At 43.5% G+C, this 14467-nt stretch carries 15 protein-coding genes and 2 pseudogenes; 4 read left to right on the forward strand and 13 right to left on the reverse strand.

All coding sequences use genetic code 11. The annotated features are described in order from the left end of the window. Nucleotides 1-224: 224 nt before the first annotated feature. The 4 genes from ACM03V_RS31110 to ACM03V_RS31125 all read right to left on the reverse strand — a co-directional run bounded on the left by ACM03V_RS31110 (nt 225) and on the right by ACM03V_RS31125 (nt 2840). Entirely contained in the window at nt 225-305 is an 81-nt protein-coding gene (locus ACM03V_RS31110; RefSeq protein WP_414624718.1) for a hypothetical protein, read from the reverse strand. Between the two features lie 250 nt (nt 306-555). Beyond that, a complete protein-coding gene (locus ACM03V_RS31115; protein ID WP_414624678.1) occupies nt 556-1044 on the reverse strand; it encodes a lipocalin-like domain-containing protein in 489 nt (162 codons plus the stop codon). Nucleotides 1045-1074: 30 nt separating this feature from the next. After that, a complete protein-coding gene (locus ACM03V_RS31120; RefSeq protein WP_414624679.1) occupies nt 1075-1938 on the reverse strand; it encodes a dioxygenase in 864 nt (287 codons plus the stop codon). 146 nt (nt 1939-2084) lie between these two features. Continuing rightward, nucleotides 2085-2840 carry an SDR family oxidoreductase gene (locus tag ACM03V_RS31125; RefSeq protein WP_414624680.1) on the reverse strand — a complete coding sequence of 252 codons (756 nt, stop codon included), beginning with the start codon at nt 2838-2840 and terminating at the stop codon, nt 2085-2087. Between the two features lie 501 nt (nt 2841-3341). On the opposite strand from ACM03V_RS31125, the gene ACM03V_RS31130 reads away from it, so the two are divergent. After that, nucleotides 3342-3692 (forward strand): transposase, encoded by a 351-nt coding sequence (locus ACM03V_RS31130; protein ID WP_414624681.1) that lies wholly within the window; start codon nt 3342-3344, stop codon nt 3690-3692. 22 nt (nt 3693-3714) lie between these two features. Beyond that, nucleotides 3715-4164, forward strand: a pseudogene (locus tag ACM03V_RS31135) (transposase); the annotation flags it as partial. 53 nt (nt 4165-4217) lie between these two features. On the opposite strand, the gene ACM03V_RS31140 reads toward ACM03V_RS31135, so the two are convergent. Next, a complete protein-coding gene (locus ACM03V_RS31140; RefSeq protein WP_414624682.1) occupies nt 4218-4634 on the reverse strand; it encodes a hypothetical protein in 417 nt (138 codons plus the stop codon). Continuing rightward, nucleotides 4627-5520: a pirin family protein gene (locus ACM03V_RS31145; RefSeq protein WP_414624683.1), complete on the reverse strand. Its 894-nt coding sequence runs from the start codon at nt 5518-5520 to the stop codon at nt 4627-4629. The genes ACM03V_RS31140 and ACM03V_RS31145 overlap by 8 nt, the downstream gene beginning before the upstream one ends. Before the next feature lie 124 nt (nt 5521-5644). On the opposite strand from ACM03V_RS31145, the gene ACM03V_RS31150 reads away from it, so the two are divergent. Continuing rightward, nucleotides 5645-6199 carry a PadR family transcriptional regulator gene (locus tag ACM03V_RS31150; RefSeq protein WP_414624684.1) on the forward strand — a complete coding sequence of 185 codons (555 nt, stop codon included), beginning with the start codon at nt 5645-5647 and terminating at the stop codon, nt 6197-6199. A 170-nt stretch (nt 6200-6369) separates the two neighbouring features. Here ACM03V_RS31150 and ACM03V_RS31155 read toward each other — a convergent pair whose 3' ends face one another. The 4 genes and pseudogenes from ACM03V_RS31155 to ACM03V_RS31170 all read right to left on the reverse strand — a co-directional run bounded on the left by ACM03V_RS31155 (nt 6370) and on the right by ACM03V_RS31170 (nt 11768). Next, nucleotides 6370-7047 carry an isochorismatase family protein gene (locus ACM03V_RS31155; RefSeq protein WP_414624685.1) on the reverse strand — a complete coding sequence of 226 codons (678 nt, stop codon included), beginning with the start codon at nt 7045-7047 and terminating at the stop codon, nt 6370-6372. 242 nt (nt 7048-7289) lie between these two features. Beyond that, a complete protein-coding gene (locus ACM03V_RS31160) occupies nt 7290-7913 on the reverse strand; it encodes a response regulator (protein WP_414624686.1) in 624 nt (207 codons plus the stop codon). Next, nucleotides 7910-10558, reverse strand: coding sequence for a PAS domain S-box protein (locus tag ACM03V_RS31165; protein WP_414624687.1), 2649 nt, complete (start codon nt 10556-10558; stop codon nt 7910-7912). Before ACM03V_RS31165 ends, ACM03V_RS31160 begins: the two co-directional genes overlap by 4 nt. Nucleotides 10559-11023: 465 nt before the next feature. After that, nucleotides 11024-11768: pseudogene (locus ACM03V_RS31170) on the reverse strand (IS1 family transposase). Between the two features lie 946 nt (nt 11769-12714). Between ACM03V_RS31170 and ACM03V_RS31175 the strand changes: the two are divergent. Further along, nucleotides 12715-12999, forward strand: coding sequence for a hypothetical protein (locus ACM03V_RS31175; protein ID WP_414624688.1), 285 nt, complete (start codon nt 12715-12717; stop codon nt 12997-12999). 252 nt (nt 13000-13251) lie between these two features. On the opposite strand, the gene ACM03V_RS31180 is transcribed toward ACM03V_RS31175, so the two are convergent. From ACM03V_RS31180 to ACM03V_RS31190, 3 genes are all read right to left on the reverse strand, one after another. Next, the gene (locus tag ACM03V_RS31180; RefSeq protein ID WP_414624689.1) at nt 13252-13710 is read right to left on the reverse strand and encodes a hypothetical protein; all 459 of its coding nucleotides are present in this window, start codon (nt 13708-13710) and stop codon (nt 13252-13254) included. A 120-nt stretch (nt 13711-13830) separates the two neighbouring features. Beyond that, entirely contained in the window at nt 13831-14100 is a 270-nt protein-coding gene (locus ACM03V_RS31185; RefSeq protein ID WP_414624690.1) for a hypothetical protein, read from the reverse strand. A 111-nt stretch (nt 14101-14211) separates the two neighbouring features. Further along, a complete protein-coding gene (locus ACM03V_RS31190) occupies nt 14212-14466 on the reverse strand; it encodes a hypothetical protein (protein ID WP_414624691.1) in 255 nt (84 codons plus the stop codon). Nucleotide 14467: the final 1 nt, after the last annotated feature.

The following is a 14467-nucleotide window of genomic DNA, read 5'->3' on the forward strand; positions in this document are numbered from 1 at the left end:
AGCTAATAAGATGTAAGTGCAAGGATCGTAAACTAGCTGGTTTATACGATAAAATAGGTGTTTGAGATATTTATTGATAGAAACAAGACCAAAATATCTAGTTAGGTGCATTAATTTTAGCCTGATGCCAAAGGAACTATTTTTGGGCGACTTTGCCTGAGAGTTTTTGTGACATCGTGTTTTCCTGGTCGAGTTTAGGGATTACAAATTTGATTACAGATCGTTCAAGCGGTAAAACCGCCATCAATTTTGAGGCTCGAACCGTTGACAAAGGCGGCTTCAGGACTGGCGAGATAAGAGACCATACCAGCTACCTCGCTGTCCGTAGCGACCAAAGGCAATCATCTTGATCATGACTGCGGCAACGTTTTTATCTGCGGGATTCATATCGGTGTCGATCGCTACTTGGTCGCAACGTTTCGCACTGCTGATCGACTACTGCGCTACATACCCGGCAATCGATCGTTCGCCAGTGAGCCAGTTTCGTCCGTTGAGATAACCGAGGATAGCGACGTTTTCAGTGAGTGAAAAGTGATCGTACTTGCCTCTACTTCGTTATCGACAATGAACTCCCCTTGCTATAATGCGTTCCCACAGCACCTCAAAAACCGCTTCAACACCATCACTCAAGACTGGCGGCGTCACGAGCGTTAGTCGGCTCTCATTAAGAGTAAAGGTGCGAACTAACGTTGTACCAACGCGATTAGGAATTGATGCAATTTTGATCTGGTGAGTTACTGTGTTGCCACTCAACGTATAAGTTCCAGCGTAAGCATTGAATGTTGTAAATGCTTGAGCAAGCTCTTCCACGGGTAAAGATTGCATCTGGGGAGTCAGCGGTGATCTGACCTCCTGACTCAGCGGTGAGCGATCGCTCCTAGAAAACATCACCATCATGTGACCATCTGATGTGTAAGTGATGTAGCCAACCGGATGAGTTCCATACACGTCTGGAGTCACCGTTCCATCAGCGTAAATAGCAGTTGCAGAAATTAACTTCCAAATGCCAATTAGCAGATTGTTCTGGATTGATGGTGTAGACATAATGTGCAACCATTGCTTGATGATTCTCCGCTAGAGAGTAGCGGGTTTCAACACAAAATCAAATTCCGTTGTGTAAAACTGTTTACTTTGATTCCGTGCCTTGAGTTCGTCTAGCGCTTCGTGCTTTTGTAATTCAATGATCATTGATCGCACTGCAAAGGTTGTATCTGAATTCAGGTGAGGATCACCAGCAATAAAAATTTGTGTTGTCAGCGACGTGTACTCTGGGGCACTGACTTTGAAATGGATGTGAGCCGCCCGCCAGGGATGCCGTCCCAAGAGTCCCAGCAACTCGCCACATGGACCACTGCTTGGCACTTTGTAACCTAGTGGCACGACGGTTTCCAACATATACTTTCCACTCTTGTTCGTTTTGAAACGTCCGCGAAAATTCCCCAACGGCTGAGATGGCTCTTGGACATCATATAATCCTTTGGAATTGGGTTGCCAAACATCAATCAGAGCATTGGCGATCGGTTGACCGTTCAAATCTAAAACCCTGCCTGACAGGAAAAGCGAATCTCCTTCTGTATCAATACCCAAGCGATCGCCCATCTGCCGTTCTGGTGCATTCGGCACATACAATGGTCCTTCTAAATTGCTTTCTGTACCGTGATGGGCATCGTGCAGTAATTCTACCAACTCTGAGATTCCGAGTAGATCTGTTAACGCCTGCATTTCTCCAGCGGGGATCTCCTGAGTGTGATGACTGACCCGGTTGAGAAAATTACGTCCCTGCTGCAATTCTGATTCTGTCAGATTCACCTCACGCACAAAGTCATGCAAATGTCGAACCAAGCTCGTGTAAATTTCATAGAGTCGCGGGTGAGATTTGTCGCGATCGCCATGATTAATGACGGCTTCAGTGATAGTGTCAATTGTGATGTTCTGCATGATCAAACTCCTTTTTAGTTACGTGATTAATGATGGTTGTTTTACGGCGACTATCTTGACTTATAGTCTGTGTCCTAATCTAATTGGCTACAGCTATACCAGTGCAACTTTGTCTGCAAGTGTTGTCATCTCGCACTGCCGAGCGACTACTGCGCTACATACCCACCATCTACCATCAACGTTTCACCTGTTACAAACGATGCCAGGTCAGATGATAAAAACAGGACTGCATTTGCAACTTCAAGCGGTGTTCCAATTCGTCCGATCGGGTGAAGTCCTGTCATGTAAGCTTTGGCTTCATCCTGCCCACCTGTAGCTGCTTCAAACATATCTGTTTCGATTACCGCTGGTGCAACGACATTGATGCGAATCCCCGCTTTGGCATATTGGAGCGCAGCAGCTTTTGTTAAGCCTACTACCGCATGTTTACTCGCGGTGTAGAGGGGTACGCCAGAAAGTGCAACGACTCCATTCGCAGATGCCGTATTGACGATAGAACCACTTCCCTGTTTCAACATCTGAGCGATTTCATATTTCATCGACAACCAAACGCCTTTGACATTGACGTTCATAATGCGATCATATTCAGCTTCTGTTTGCTCAATCAATGAGGGATTTTCACCGAAAGTTCCTGCATTATTAAAGGCAACATCTAACCGACCAAAAACGCCAACCGCTTTATCAACCATTGCTTTAACATCGGCTTCTTTCGTGACATCTGCTTGCACAAAAATCGCCTCTCCGCCAGCTTCCTTGATCAATCGAACAGTTTCTTCACCTTCATCCATTCGACGACCCACCACCACCACCTTTGCTTGTTGTTGGGCATAAGCGATCGCGGTTGCTCTACCAATTCCCGATGTGCCACCAGTGACTAACGCCACTTTATCTTGAAGTATCATTGTGTTTCTCCTAAAATCTAAGTCCGGTTGTTCTCTCTTGGAATAATCATGAAATCGCTTTAGAAAAAAGCTTAGACAAATCTTGCCAGCAAAAGGCTAATGTTTCAAAACTGCCATTGATTTAATTTCCAGAGTCATATTCAGTATAGGAGATCGCCTTCAAGCTGTCGTCTATAGCAAGTTAAAATTTTTACAGTACAAAATGATAGAGTAACCATGCTATCGTAGAGTAGAAGCCTAGCTATAACTTAAGTTAGAATCAGGCGCATCGATTCGTTTAGGAAATACATCAGTTCGCAGATTAATTGTCAGAGTAGGCAGTATCGTCCGTCAAACGTTTCTTTCTCAATAGGGCGGATTCCCAAATCGCTGAATTAGGAAATCAATAAGCATCTGAACACGCCGCGAATGCTTACGATTCGGCAAATACAATGCATGAACCTATCCCACTAATGGCAAAATATGATAATCTAGTCTTTATTCAGAAGAGTGTATCGTATTATGGCAGGACGTTTTGAGGGATTAAGCGACCTTGAATGGAAACTATTTGAAGATATATTTCCTCCAGAGCTAGAAAAACGCGGAAAAGGGATGCCTCATGCTCCGTATCGGCATATATTAAATAGTCTGTTGTATATTCTGATTACTGGGTGCCGATGGTGTGACTTACCACGAGGCAATATATGGGCTTCAAAAAGCGCATCACACCGATGGTTAAAGCGATGGCGCTCAAATGGTACATTTGAACATTTACAAGCACGCATACTGGCGATCGCCAATGAAAGAGGACTTATAAACTGGGACTTTGGAGCTATAGACGGCTCTTTTTCCCCCTGGGAAAGGGGGAGGTGAGGAAGTTGCGTATGGTGGTAAAGGGAAGGGAGTTTTAATTCATACATTAACCGAGGGTAATGGAATGCCCTTAGCGAATTCTACAACTCCATCTAACGGTAGCGAAAGAGAACAAATTATTCCCTTACTTGATAAAGTAAAACTTAAAACCTTGAAACCTGGTAGACCACGTAAGAAACTTAAGGTGTTGGCTACTGACAAAGGCTATGACTCAAAAGAAAAACGTGCCATTTTACGCAAGCGTGGTATCAGACCTCAAATACCAAAAAGAGTTTGGAAAAATCGGAAAAATAAGGGGAGACCAATCAAAATAGCAGTTCCTAGATTTCAACAAGAACGTTGTTTTGCTTGGTTCCAACGCAAATACCGTCGTCTTGCAGTTAGATGGGAACGTAGAAGTGTCTATTTTAACTCATTCATAGACCTTGCCACCATCCATATCTGGATTCATAGAATATTATTAGTGGGATAGGTTCATAAAAGCAGTTCGTCCAGATCAAATTTAATCTGGACGAACTGCTCAATTTATAGTTGAACTTTAGTCGCTAGCAGTGTGACCAAATCAGCATGAGCTAACACCACATCGGGGTTGCGTTGAAACGCCGCATCATACTTCACAGCAAAGTCATTTCCAGCTTCATCAGGTGTGAGTAGAATCCGAACATCAGCAATGAGAGAAGCGATCGCCTTGGAGGTGATAGTCTCATCAGAGTGGATTAACTCATCAATTTGCACAATCAATTCTGAGAGGTGATGCAACCAGGCAAATTGATCGTGATTGACCAGCAGTTGCAGCAATTCACCATTAGAGACCTGTCCGCGCACTTGTTCGTAACGAATACGTTCTGTATCCAACAACAGTTTATGTAGATGCAATAGCTTGATGCGTATATCGGTCAGCAGTTGATGTTGGGTGATGCGGTGTTGAAGCGTGTTAAGCATGAATATGTCCCATCCTTCCATTTCGGTAATCGTCGATCGCTTGCAGTATTTCGGCTTCAGAGTTCATCACAAAAGGACCATACCGCACCACAGGTTCATTCAGCGGCACTCCAGCAATCAGCAGTAGATCGAGGGGTTGGGTGGCATCCGCAGGATTGGAGATCGCCACTTCCTCCCCATCCGATGCAAAAATCACCATTTGCCCATCCTCACCCCGTTCTTGCTCAGTGCCAAACAAACCAGACCCATCGAGGACATAGGTAAAGGTGTTGTACTCTTTCGGTACCGATTGAACAATGCTTGCTCTCGGTTGTAGCGTGAAGTGCAGGTAGATAATCGGGGTGCGGGTTTCAATCACCGCTTTCGCCCCCAACGCTTCTCCCGCAATCACTCGCACCGTCACAGACCCGTCTTTGGTCTGAGCCACCGGAATCTGCGCTGATGGAATTTCCTGATAGCGAGGAGCAATCATCTTGTCCCGCTGCGGCAAGTTGATCCAGAGTTGAATGCCGTGCAGTCGTCCACCCGTGCGGGTAAACTCAGCTTCTGGCATTTCGGAATGCACTACGCCTGCCCCAGCGGTCATCCACTGCACATCACCGGGATTGAGCAGTCCGGCATGACCGACCGAGTCCTTGTGTTCCAGCCGTCCATCCAGGACGTAGCTGACGATTTCAAAGCCACGATGGGGATGATCCGGTGCGCCCTTTGCTTGACCGGGCTTCTGATTCACGGGACCCAATTCATCGAGGAGGAGAAAGGGGTCAAACTCGGAAAAGCTACTCTTGGGAAAAGGACGACGCACCAAGAAGCCCCCTCCTTCAAGCGTTTCTACACTATTAATGATTCCAGCAACGGTTCGGAGTGTTTGAGTTTGAGTTGTCATACAGTTGCCTCCAGGCAAACAGTTTATAAAACTTATCCTATATATGATTAATCACATATTAGCATAGAAGTATATCAATTCTATAGGTAGGGCTTGTCCTCCTTATTCCTTCGGTAAACCGCCTATGTCTCTTGCCCATGTGATTCTGGGTCTGCTCCAACAACAGGAGCGGACAGGCTACGACCTCAAAACCGAGTGCTTTGACGATTGCATTTCCCATCTGTGGAAAGCAGATCAGGCACAGATTTATCGGACTTTAGACAAACTGGAGTCACAGGGGTGGATTACCTGTACCGTCGAGATTCAGCACGATCGCCCCAATCGCAAGGTTTACCGGATTACTGAAGCAGGTGAAGCAGAGTTAACCCACTGGCTCCAGACGCATCATCCGTTGCCCGTGTTACGAGAGCCGTTGCTGGCGCAACTCTATTTTGCGGCTCAGTTGCTTAACGAGGAGATCGTGTATCTGCTAGAGCAGGAACTGGAAGCACGGCAAGAAAAGCTAGCCCAGTGTGAGGCGATCGAGACTCTATCTTTGAGTAATCCGACTGCATCGCGTGAACAAAAACTGCATCGACTAGTTTTGGACTTAGTGAAGCAACGGGAACAGACTTATTTAGATTGGTTGGAAAAGGCGATACGTGCTATGCACACGCTGCGCGATCGCAACAATCCGTAGCCAATCAACGTAAATTCCTTCTTCTAAGCTAGAATCCAAACTCGATCAAAAGAACCCGCTTGCTAGGGTGTTACGGACATTCTTATCGGGAATGCAGGGCGAGGAACGGATAACCAACTCCTCGCCTTCCCTTCCCTTATTTTGTGCGTGCGCGTTGTAACTAGGTGCTTTTACACATGTGCCATTTGCTGATCGAGGTTGGTCTCTAGTCCATCTCGTTGTACGGATTGAGCTTTGTCATAGCTCTCCATCAGGGCGCGGTAAATCGGCATGAGGTCAACCATGACAGTGGCAAACTCCATTGCGTCCGGACGGTTCCACGTGTTCATGAGTTCCCCGATTACTGCGTAAGTGTCGATGGGCATGGCTCCCGCCTGGGCGACGCGGGCCAGAGTGAGGTCGGTCGCCATCTGGCTCCAGTTGCCGGAAGCATCAATGATCGTGAAGACCTTGTAACCAGCGGCCAGTGCGCTCAGCGTCGGAAACGCCATGCACACACTGGTGAGAGTTCCGGCGATGAGGAGAGTCCGTCGCCCGGTCTTCTCGATAGCATCTACCCAAGCTGGGTTATCCCAGGCGTTAATCTGTCCTGTGCGCGGAATGTAAACCGCCTCAGGATTGTGCTGGTGGATTTCGGGAATCAGGGGCCCATTGGGCCCATCGGGCACCGAAGCAGTTGTGAAGGTCGGAATCTTGGCGAGTCGGGAAATCTTGGCGAGTGCCGTGACATTGGAGCGGAGGGCTGGGAGTTCGATGTCACGCACAAGTTGGAAGAGTCCGCTCTGATGATCAATCAGCAGCAGCACGGCGTCGTTGGGATCGATCATTGTGTCGATGGTGTTGCTCATGGGTTTGTCTCCTTTTTCATTTAAATTCAGTCGATGTCATTCTTTCCTAGCTATCTGAAGTGTGGCCAGCTCTAATACTTAGCTTCTTTCAGAATAAGTTCAATATAGGTGATCGCCTTCAAGCTGTCGTCTATAGCAAGTTAAAACTTTTACAGTACAAATTGATAGAGCAACCATGCCATCGCAAAGTATAAGGCTGGCTATAACTCAAGTTAGAATCCCAATTCTATCGAAAGTACATCCTATAAATTAACAATGCCGCGTTTAACGGCAACAATTACAGCTTGGGTGCGATCGCTAACATCTAACTTATTCAAAATCCGATTGACATGAGATTTAACAGTGCCTTCACCGATACTCAAAGCAGCCGCAATATCGGCATTGCTCATTCCCTGTGCCAGTGAGCGGAGTACTTCTAGTTCTCTTTCACTCAGTTCTGGATTGCTGAGGCGCTGTACCAACTTTGCTCCCACATCGGGCGGAATATACTTCTGATTCCGATGAACGGTACGAATCGCATTCAGAAGCTCGTCAGGTTCAGTTTCTTTCAACAGATATCCTTTTGCGCCTGCCTGCAATCCCCGATAGATATCTTCGTCACTATCATACGTGGTCAGTACAATAATCCGAGCAGATTTAGCCGTCGCACAAATTGCACCGATGGCGGCAACTCCTTTCACTTTAGGCATTCGCAGATCCATGAGCGTGACATCCGGTTGGTGTTCTCCAAATAGAGCGATCGCCTGTTCCCCATTTTCGGCTTGGGCAATCACCTGCATATCTGGGTCACGGTTAATAATCGTAGCTAATCCTTGCCGAAAAATGGCATGATCGTCTGCAATCAGAACCCGAATGGCTTGGCTCATTGTGATGCCTCCCGATCGACGGTGACAATAATTTCTGTTCCTTGTCCAGGTTGACTCCCAATTGTGAGTTGTGCGCCGATGCGCTCTGCCCGTTCGCTCATGCCGAGTAAGCCAAAACCCTCAGAGGCTGGAATATTCCCGACTCCAAAGCCCTGCCCATTGTCTTGCACGCGCAAGCAAACCTGATCGCGATCGTAGACTAGCTGCACTCGAATTTCGTCAGCATTGGCGTGTCTAATCGCATTGGTTAATGCCTCCTGCCCCATCCGCAGTAGGTTACTCTCAACTTCAGTCGGTAGAGAATACACCGTACCTTCAATCTCATAATATAAAGTGGTATCCATTGCGGCAGTTCTGATTTGAGCGATGAGACGGTGCAGAGCGCTCTGTAAACTGCCCTCCTCTAGAAGCTGAGGACGGAGCGCGACGACCGATCGCCGCGCTTCAGTCAGTCCAGTGCGTGCCAATTCTTTGATCAAATCTAGGTGTGCCTGAGCTGCTTCTACATCATCCATGAGCACCTGGTTTGCAGCTCCTACCTGAGCCAGAATGCCTGTAAACGCCTGAGCAAGTGTATCGTGAATTTCGCGTGCCATGCGGTTGCGCTCCTCTAAAATTGAGGCTTCTTCTGCTTGCTTCAGCGCCGTAATATCTCGCACTAACCAAATCACCTGGTCGTGGTCGATTGGAGCAATGCGAACCGAAAACCACATTTCTCGTCCAGCTATCCAGTGGCTGTATTCAACAGTGAGAACTTGTTGGGTTCTCAGTACCTGCTGTATGCAACTCAGGAATTCATCGGCTTTTTCCTTGGCAAGGAGTTGATGCAGTGTTTTACCAATCTGCTCCTCGATTGGTCTACATGACAGATTGGGATCTCTCTCGACTGCATCGAGTACTTGCCCTTCAGCAGTTAATACATACAGCGGATCGGGAATTGCCTCAATTAGAGTCCGTAGCTTTGTCTCTGAGGCTTGTAGGGCTTCTTCTGCCTGTTTGCGATCGCTAATATCTGCAATTACCCCTTCCATACATTCATCGGCTGCATTCAGACGAGTAGAGTAAAGCCCCCAAAACAATGTACCATTTCGTTTTTGCAGTTGCACTTCAAAGTTTTGCAGTTCGCCATGAAGCCTCAGCAATTCAATCGCTTGTTGGCGATCGCTAGGATTTACATAACAGTCTGTGCTGTGTTTAAGCCCAATTACCTCATCGGGTGAATCAAAGCCAAACAGATCGGCAAGGCGCTGATTGGCATCGAGAATTAATGCATCCGAGAAACGAGTTCGGAAAATGCCGACCTGGGAGTTTTCAAAAATATTGCGGAACTTGGTTTCACTGCGTTGTAATGCCTCTTCTGCTTGTCTACGCTGGGTGATGTCATGTCCAACCGATAAAATTTCAACTAAATCTCCCTGTTCGTTCAAAATCGCTTGATTTGACCAGGCAACCCAAACTCGCCCACCATCTCGACATAGATTTTCATTCTCGGTTTGCAGGTAAGTTTCAGGGTTGCGAAGTAATTCTTGAACAAAGGGTTTGAGATCGCGTCCGGAGCTTTCGGTTTCGGGAATGATCGTTTCGAGGAGGGTACGCCCTAGAATCTGGTGCTCTTCATAGCCAAAGAATTTCAGCCCATAATCGTTCATGTATCGAATTCGCCCCTGCGTATCGAATCGATTGATGATTGAATTCGCGGTTTTTACCAAGTTGCGATAATTTGCTTCACTTTGCCGTAATGCGGCTTCTGCCTGCTTGCGATCGCTAATATCCGCAACCACCCCTTCGACGTATCCATCGGCTGCATTCAGATAAGTAGAGGTAAGTCCCCAGAACAGTGTCCCATCTCGTTTTCGCATCTGGACTTCATAGCTTCGCAGTTCCCCATCCCGCTTCATCACCTCAATGGCGTATTGGCGATCGCTGGGATTTACAAAATAGTCGATGCTGTGTTCTAGCCCAATGATCTCCTCTGGTGAATCAAAGCCCAACAGATTGGCAAGGCGTTGATTGGCATCGAGAAATAATGCATCCGAGAGGCGAGTTCGGAAGATGCCGACCTGCGAGTTTTCAAAGATATTGCGGAACTTGGTTTCACTGCGTTGTAAAGCCTCTTCTGCTTGTTTACGCTGGGTGGTGTCATTGCCCACCGATAAGATTTCAACAACATCTCCCTGTTCATTGAAGATGGCTTGATTCGACCAGGCCATCCAAACTCGCCGACCGTCTCGACACAGATTTTCACCCTCGACTTGCGGGTAAGATTGAGGATTGCGAAGTAAATCGTGGATAAAGGGTTTGAGATCGCGTCCATAGGTATTGGTTTCTGGAACGATCGTTTCAAATAGGGTTCGCCCTACAATCTGATGTTCTTCATAGCCCAGGAGTTTCACCCCATAATCGTTGATGTATCGAATTCGTCCTTGCGTGTCATAGCGAATGATGACGGAATTCGCGGTTTGTAGCAGGTTGCGATAATTTGCTTCACTTTGTCGTAATGCAGCTTCGGTTTGTTGACGTTCAGCGATCTCCTGCTGTAAGGCTTGAGTTCGCTCTTCTACTTCCCTTTCCAGCGTTTTAGTATAGTCTGCTAACCGTTCATACAACCGAGCATTTTCTAGTGAAATTGCTGCCTGAGCATTCATAGGCGAGTGCTTCTTCCTGGATAAACTCATTTTCAGCAGCCCCCGCGATCGCTCGCTTGTAAAATTCTTCAGCCTTAAAAAATTGCCCTAAGACAAGACTCGCGCTTTTTCTGCCTCGACTAGATGAAATTTATGTAGATAGATAATTCATGGGTGCGTGTTCTGCCCATTTCTGCATATTTTCTTGGTTGATGTTAACACAATTGAGCCAACCTACTTTTTGGGAGTTTGAAGCATCGAGCGGTAGGCTCAAAAGCACCAGAGAGCGATACAATTCCCAAAATATCTGTGATATTGATTGCTAATCGCAATAAATTAGATAAGAATATATTACAAAAGTTTGGTTGCTGCCGCATCCATCTTTCGATAGATTCTCCAACGAAATCTTCCAAGAGAATAACGAGCCTGCGCTGATAGTCTTGCTGACTATATGCGAATGGCGGCGTTGCTGAATCCAAGTATGAATTACGCGATCACCTTAAGCTTGGGGCGCGTAGCGCCCTCAAGCGCCACGGAACCGTATTTGAGATAATGTATTACCAATCGAATTGATAGTTTAAGCATTTATTCGGACTTAGAATAACAGAAAGTTTTACGATGAAGTCGAGCTAAGTAATGTCTTAAACGGCTGTTTTCACCTTCAACTCTTGTCATATATGTTTTACTAACAATATGATCTTCATTGTTGATAAAACAGGGGTAAACTGGATAACCATCTGTCACATAAAAGTAAGAATGCCAGCATTTTATAGTTGACCATAGAATTTTAAATGTTTTAGAACTTCTGTCCCCTATAACCCATCTTAATATCCCTGCTTTGTGCTTATTAACTACCGTCCACAGCCATATTTTGTTTTTTTTGAACCAACAAAAGTTTCTAATTCATCTATCTGTGTAACTATGTCCTTCGGACACGCTTCGCTAACAGGTATTTCTTCATCTAACGGCGCATCTGTAATGGTTTTACCTGTTCTCTTTACCCAAGTAATTATAGTTGTATGATGTACTTTTTTAAGCCGTTCTATAGCTCGAAATCCTAAACCATTGACGTACATTTCGGGCACATTCACGCTTAGTTTCTTCTGAGTAGCCTTGTAAGTCATAAGAATCAATGAACTGACGACCACAGTCAGCACAAATGTAATTTTGCTTACTTGTCTTTTTTCCAATATGGCCGGATATGAGTTGATGTACATTTTGGACATTTCATCGCGTTACGCCGAAGGCGTTTAGCTCCGCTAATCACATTCTCAACCACCCTGGTACTCATATTGCCCAGAATACCTTGAATTAATCATTAATAACCTATGCTGGGAGAGAGTTTCAGTCTTCGCTAAAGTAGTTCGTATGTTCGCGTTGAAAGGGCTGGGATTTAAACCCCAACAAGACGGCTTCGGTATTAAACCCGCTAAAAGCTCAAAGCTGGATAATTTTATTTTTTATTTATAAACACCCTTTAAGAGATTGATTTAGTACTCCATCATCAAAAAGTTTGTCCTAAGTGTTTTAACTCTTATCATCAGGTGATAAATATTCGCTACAAACAAGAAGAGAAATAACACGATTAAATATTGATCGCGATTAGGAACCAAATTACAAATCTTAATTAAAAAGTGTTAAGAAAATAGTAAATTTTTGTATAACCTGCATAACTGAACAAAAGCTTCCCCATAAGATAAATAGAATAGACTAACGGCTTTAACGAGGAGATAAAAGTAAACATTCAAAAAAAAGGTCAACTGTACCATATCAAGTACTAAAGAATCAAAATCATTTTGCGATAATTTACAGTGAGGGATTTATCTGTTATGCGAAATATCAATCAGAAAAAACCGTGTAAAGAAACAACAAATATTCTGTATGGTAAGAACGAGGGATATTTTTATCCTATGTGGGAATATGATATTGGCAGAGTTGATTTAGAGAAGAATAAAAATCAAACAAAATTAAATTAGAGATTTTCAGGTAACGAAATATTCGCATCATGTTTGATTTTGATTCTTTTATTAATAGGTTTTGGGGGTAGTCATTTAATTAAAAATAGGACTCAACAAAAATTCATATACAATTCGATTCCACAAGAAGATAGTACTATCCGCTGATAAAAATTAGTTATAAATAACTGAGTTGACATCAATAAATTAGGTGAATCAAAAATGAAATCGCATCAAAACATAATTGATTTAATGAGATATCATCAAAAATTCAGAGTCAGACATTCTAAAAATAATGTTTATCCGTTAAAACCAGAATTTAGGCAATATATCAATACAAACACTGTCAAAGAAAAATCTGAATCTACAGCTAAACCCGTTTTGATATCGATGATAGTAATATCTATTTGGTGTTTTGCAATGGTGCTGCTAGCTAAAACCAGCCATAAGTTTTTACAAGAAATTTGTCTTAAGGCAGTTCAAGAAATAGATTTGAATCGGAAATAATATTGTAGATATACAGAATATAACAATACTTGTACTTAGAGATTTTTTCTACTCAGTAAGTCGGCATAAATAAATATTGATGATGTCATCTTTTTTTTTATCTACCCAGACGAAAGATGGATTAATTCGACTTTCGTAACCCGATTACCATCTACTAATATTTTCTGAATACATCCTTGCAATCAAGCTTTTTTATCCTCTAAGAGCAATCCTTTCTTGAGTTAGTTCGTCGATAGAATATAGAGCCAAATATTATTCCCAACTATAATTAGCTAATTTGCCCAAAAAGAGGATATTCCCAACAATATTTACTGCTAAAGTTAAACTATCATTGACTGAATCGGGGAAACGTACTTTTGTTTTTTTCGGAGTAGATGTTACTTGTAAATTGCTTTGTGGTTCATTGGTATTATCCAATGATGTATTTAAAATATCTTGAGCCATCAGAGAATTTAACTTTTCTTCGCTATTAGATTTATCTAATATCTCAGTTGCTAACTTGTTAGATAAAACCTGTATTTTTTCATCCAGTTGAGTTTTCTTTATTTCGTTAATAATTATATCTGAATTTGCGCTGATGGCAGATTCTAAAATTTTTGGATATTGGGTTCCTTCTAACTCAATCTCAAATTCTAAAGGAAAGTTTAACGTTAAAAAAACTACTATCTTATTGCCTTCTAATTTATAATTTGATTTTGGTGTGGTAGACATAATTGCTATTTGGGGGTTTTTATTTATAAATCTTACATATTTGGTAGTTAATATTCACACCATTGGAGCTATGAATAGTGTGAATATTGACTTAAGCACAATCCACAAATAAATGACAGACTAATTGATTTCTGCTGATTCCATCACATCTTTATTCTGTAAATTCTTATCTCCGTAGCCATTTTGAGGGTAGCATTCAGGAGCTTTTCCTCTAACTTCGGGTGCTAAAAGTAAATCTGGTTCAATTACAACAGCTAATTTTTGCTTAGTAACAGGTACTGGATTTATGTAAACCGGAGAATCGATGGTGATGGGAATATTTAATTTAATCGGAATGGTGAATTCACATTCACAGTAGTTTTGGTTGGTATGATTTTGAGCGTAAGACATTTTGAAAGACTCCTGTTGATAATTAATTGTTTGTTGATTGGTTATAGATTTTGAAAGAATTGACTTATGCAGTTGTTTTAGGTAATGCTTTTTATCAATTCTTCCTATTTCTTAATAGCTTGCTGGTAAAGATTCTTGGTTTGAACAAGGTAGTTGCTGTTGAGGGTAGCATTGAGGAGCTTTTCCTCTAACTTCTGGTACTAACAGTAAATCTGGTTCAATTACAACAGCCAATTTTTGCTTGGTAACAGGTACTGGATTTATGTAAACCGGAGAATCGATGGTGATGGGAATATTTAATTTAATCGGAATGGTGAATTCACATTCACAGTAGTTTTGGTTGGTATGATTTTGAGCGTAAGACATT

It is taken from the genome of Calothrix sp. CCY 0018 (assembly GCF_963920925.1).
Taxonomy (GTDB): domain Bacteria; phylum Cyanobacteriota; class Cyanobacteriia; order Cyanobacteriales; family Nostocaceae; genus Rivularia.

Bases quoted from the DNA above. Each gene is read 5' to 3' on its own strand.
- ACM03V_RS31110 (WP_414624718.1), bottom strand. From the start codon at position 305: ATGGTCTCTTATCTCGCCAGTCCTGAAGCCGCCTTTGTCAACGGTTCG.
- ACM03V_RS31115 (WP_414624678.1), bottom strand. From the start codon at position 1,044: ATGTCTACACCATCAATCCAGAACAATCTGCTAATTGGCATTTGGAAG.
- ACM03V_RS31120 (WP_414624679.1), bottom strand. From the start codon at position 1,938: ATGCAGAACATCACAATTGACACTATCACTGAAGCCGTCATTAATCAT.
- ACM03V_RS31125 (WP_414624680.1), bottom strand. From the start codon at position 2,840: ATGATACTTCAAGATAAAGTGGCGTTAGTCACTGGTGGCACATCGGGA.
- ACM03V_RS31130 (WP_414624681.1), top strand. From the start codon at position 3,342: ATGGCAGGACGTTTTGAGGGATTAAGCGACCTTGAATGGAAACTATTT.
- ACM03V_RS31140 (WP_414624682.1), bottom strand. From the start codon at position 4,634: ATGCTTAACACGCTTCAACACCGCATCACCCAACATCAACTGCTGACC.
- ACM03V_RS31145 (WP_414624683.1), bottom strand. From the start codon at position 5,520: ATGACAACTCAAACTCAAACACTCCGAACCGTTGCTGGAATCATTAAT.
- ACM03V_RS31150 (WP_414624684.1), top strand. From the start codon at position 5,645: ATGTCTCTTGCCCATGTGATTCTGGGTCTGCTCCAACAACAGGAGCGG.
- ACM03V_RS31155 (WP_414624685.1), bottom strand. From the start codon at position 7,047: ATGAGCAACACCATCGACACAATGATCGATCCCAACGACGCCGTGCTG.
- ACM03V_RS31160 (WP_414624686.1), bottom strand. From the start codon at position 7,913: ATGAGCCAAGCCATTCGGGTTCTGATTGCAGACGATCATGCCATTTTT.
- ACM03V_RS31165 (WP_414624687.1), bottom strand. From the start codon at position 10,558: ATGAATGCTCAGGCAGCAATTTCACTAGAAAATGCTCGGTTGTATGAA.
- ACM03V_RS31175 (WP_414624688.1), top strand. From the start codon at position 12,715: ATGAAATCGCATCAAAACATAATTGATTTAATGAGATATCATCAAAAA.
- ACM03V_RS31180 (WP_414624689.1), bottom strand. From the start codon at position 13,710: ATGTCTACCACACCAAAATCAAATTATAAATTAGAAGGCAATAAGATA.
- ACM03V_RS31185 (WP_414624690.1), bottom strand. From the start codon at position 14,100: ATGTCTTACGCTCAAAATCATACCAACCAAAACTACTGTGAATGTGAA.
- ACM03V_RS31190 (WP_414624691.1), bottom strand. From the start codon at position 14,466: ATGTCTTACGCTCAAAATCATACCAACCAAAACTACTGTGAATGTGAA.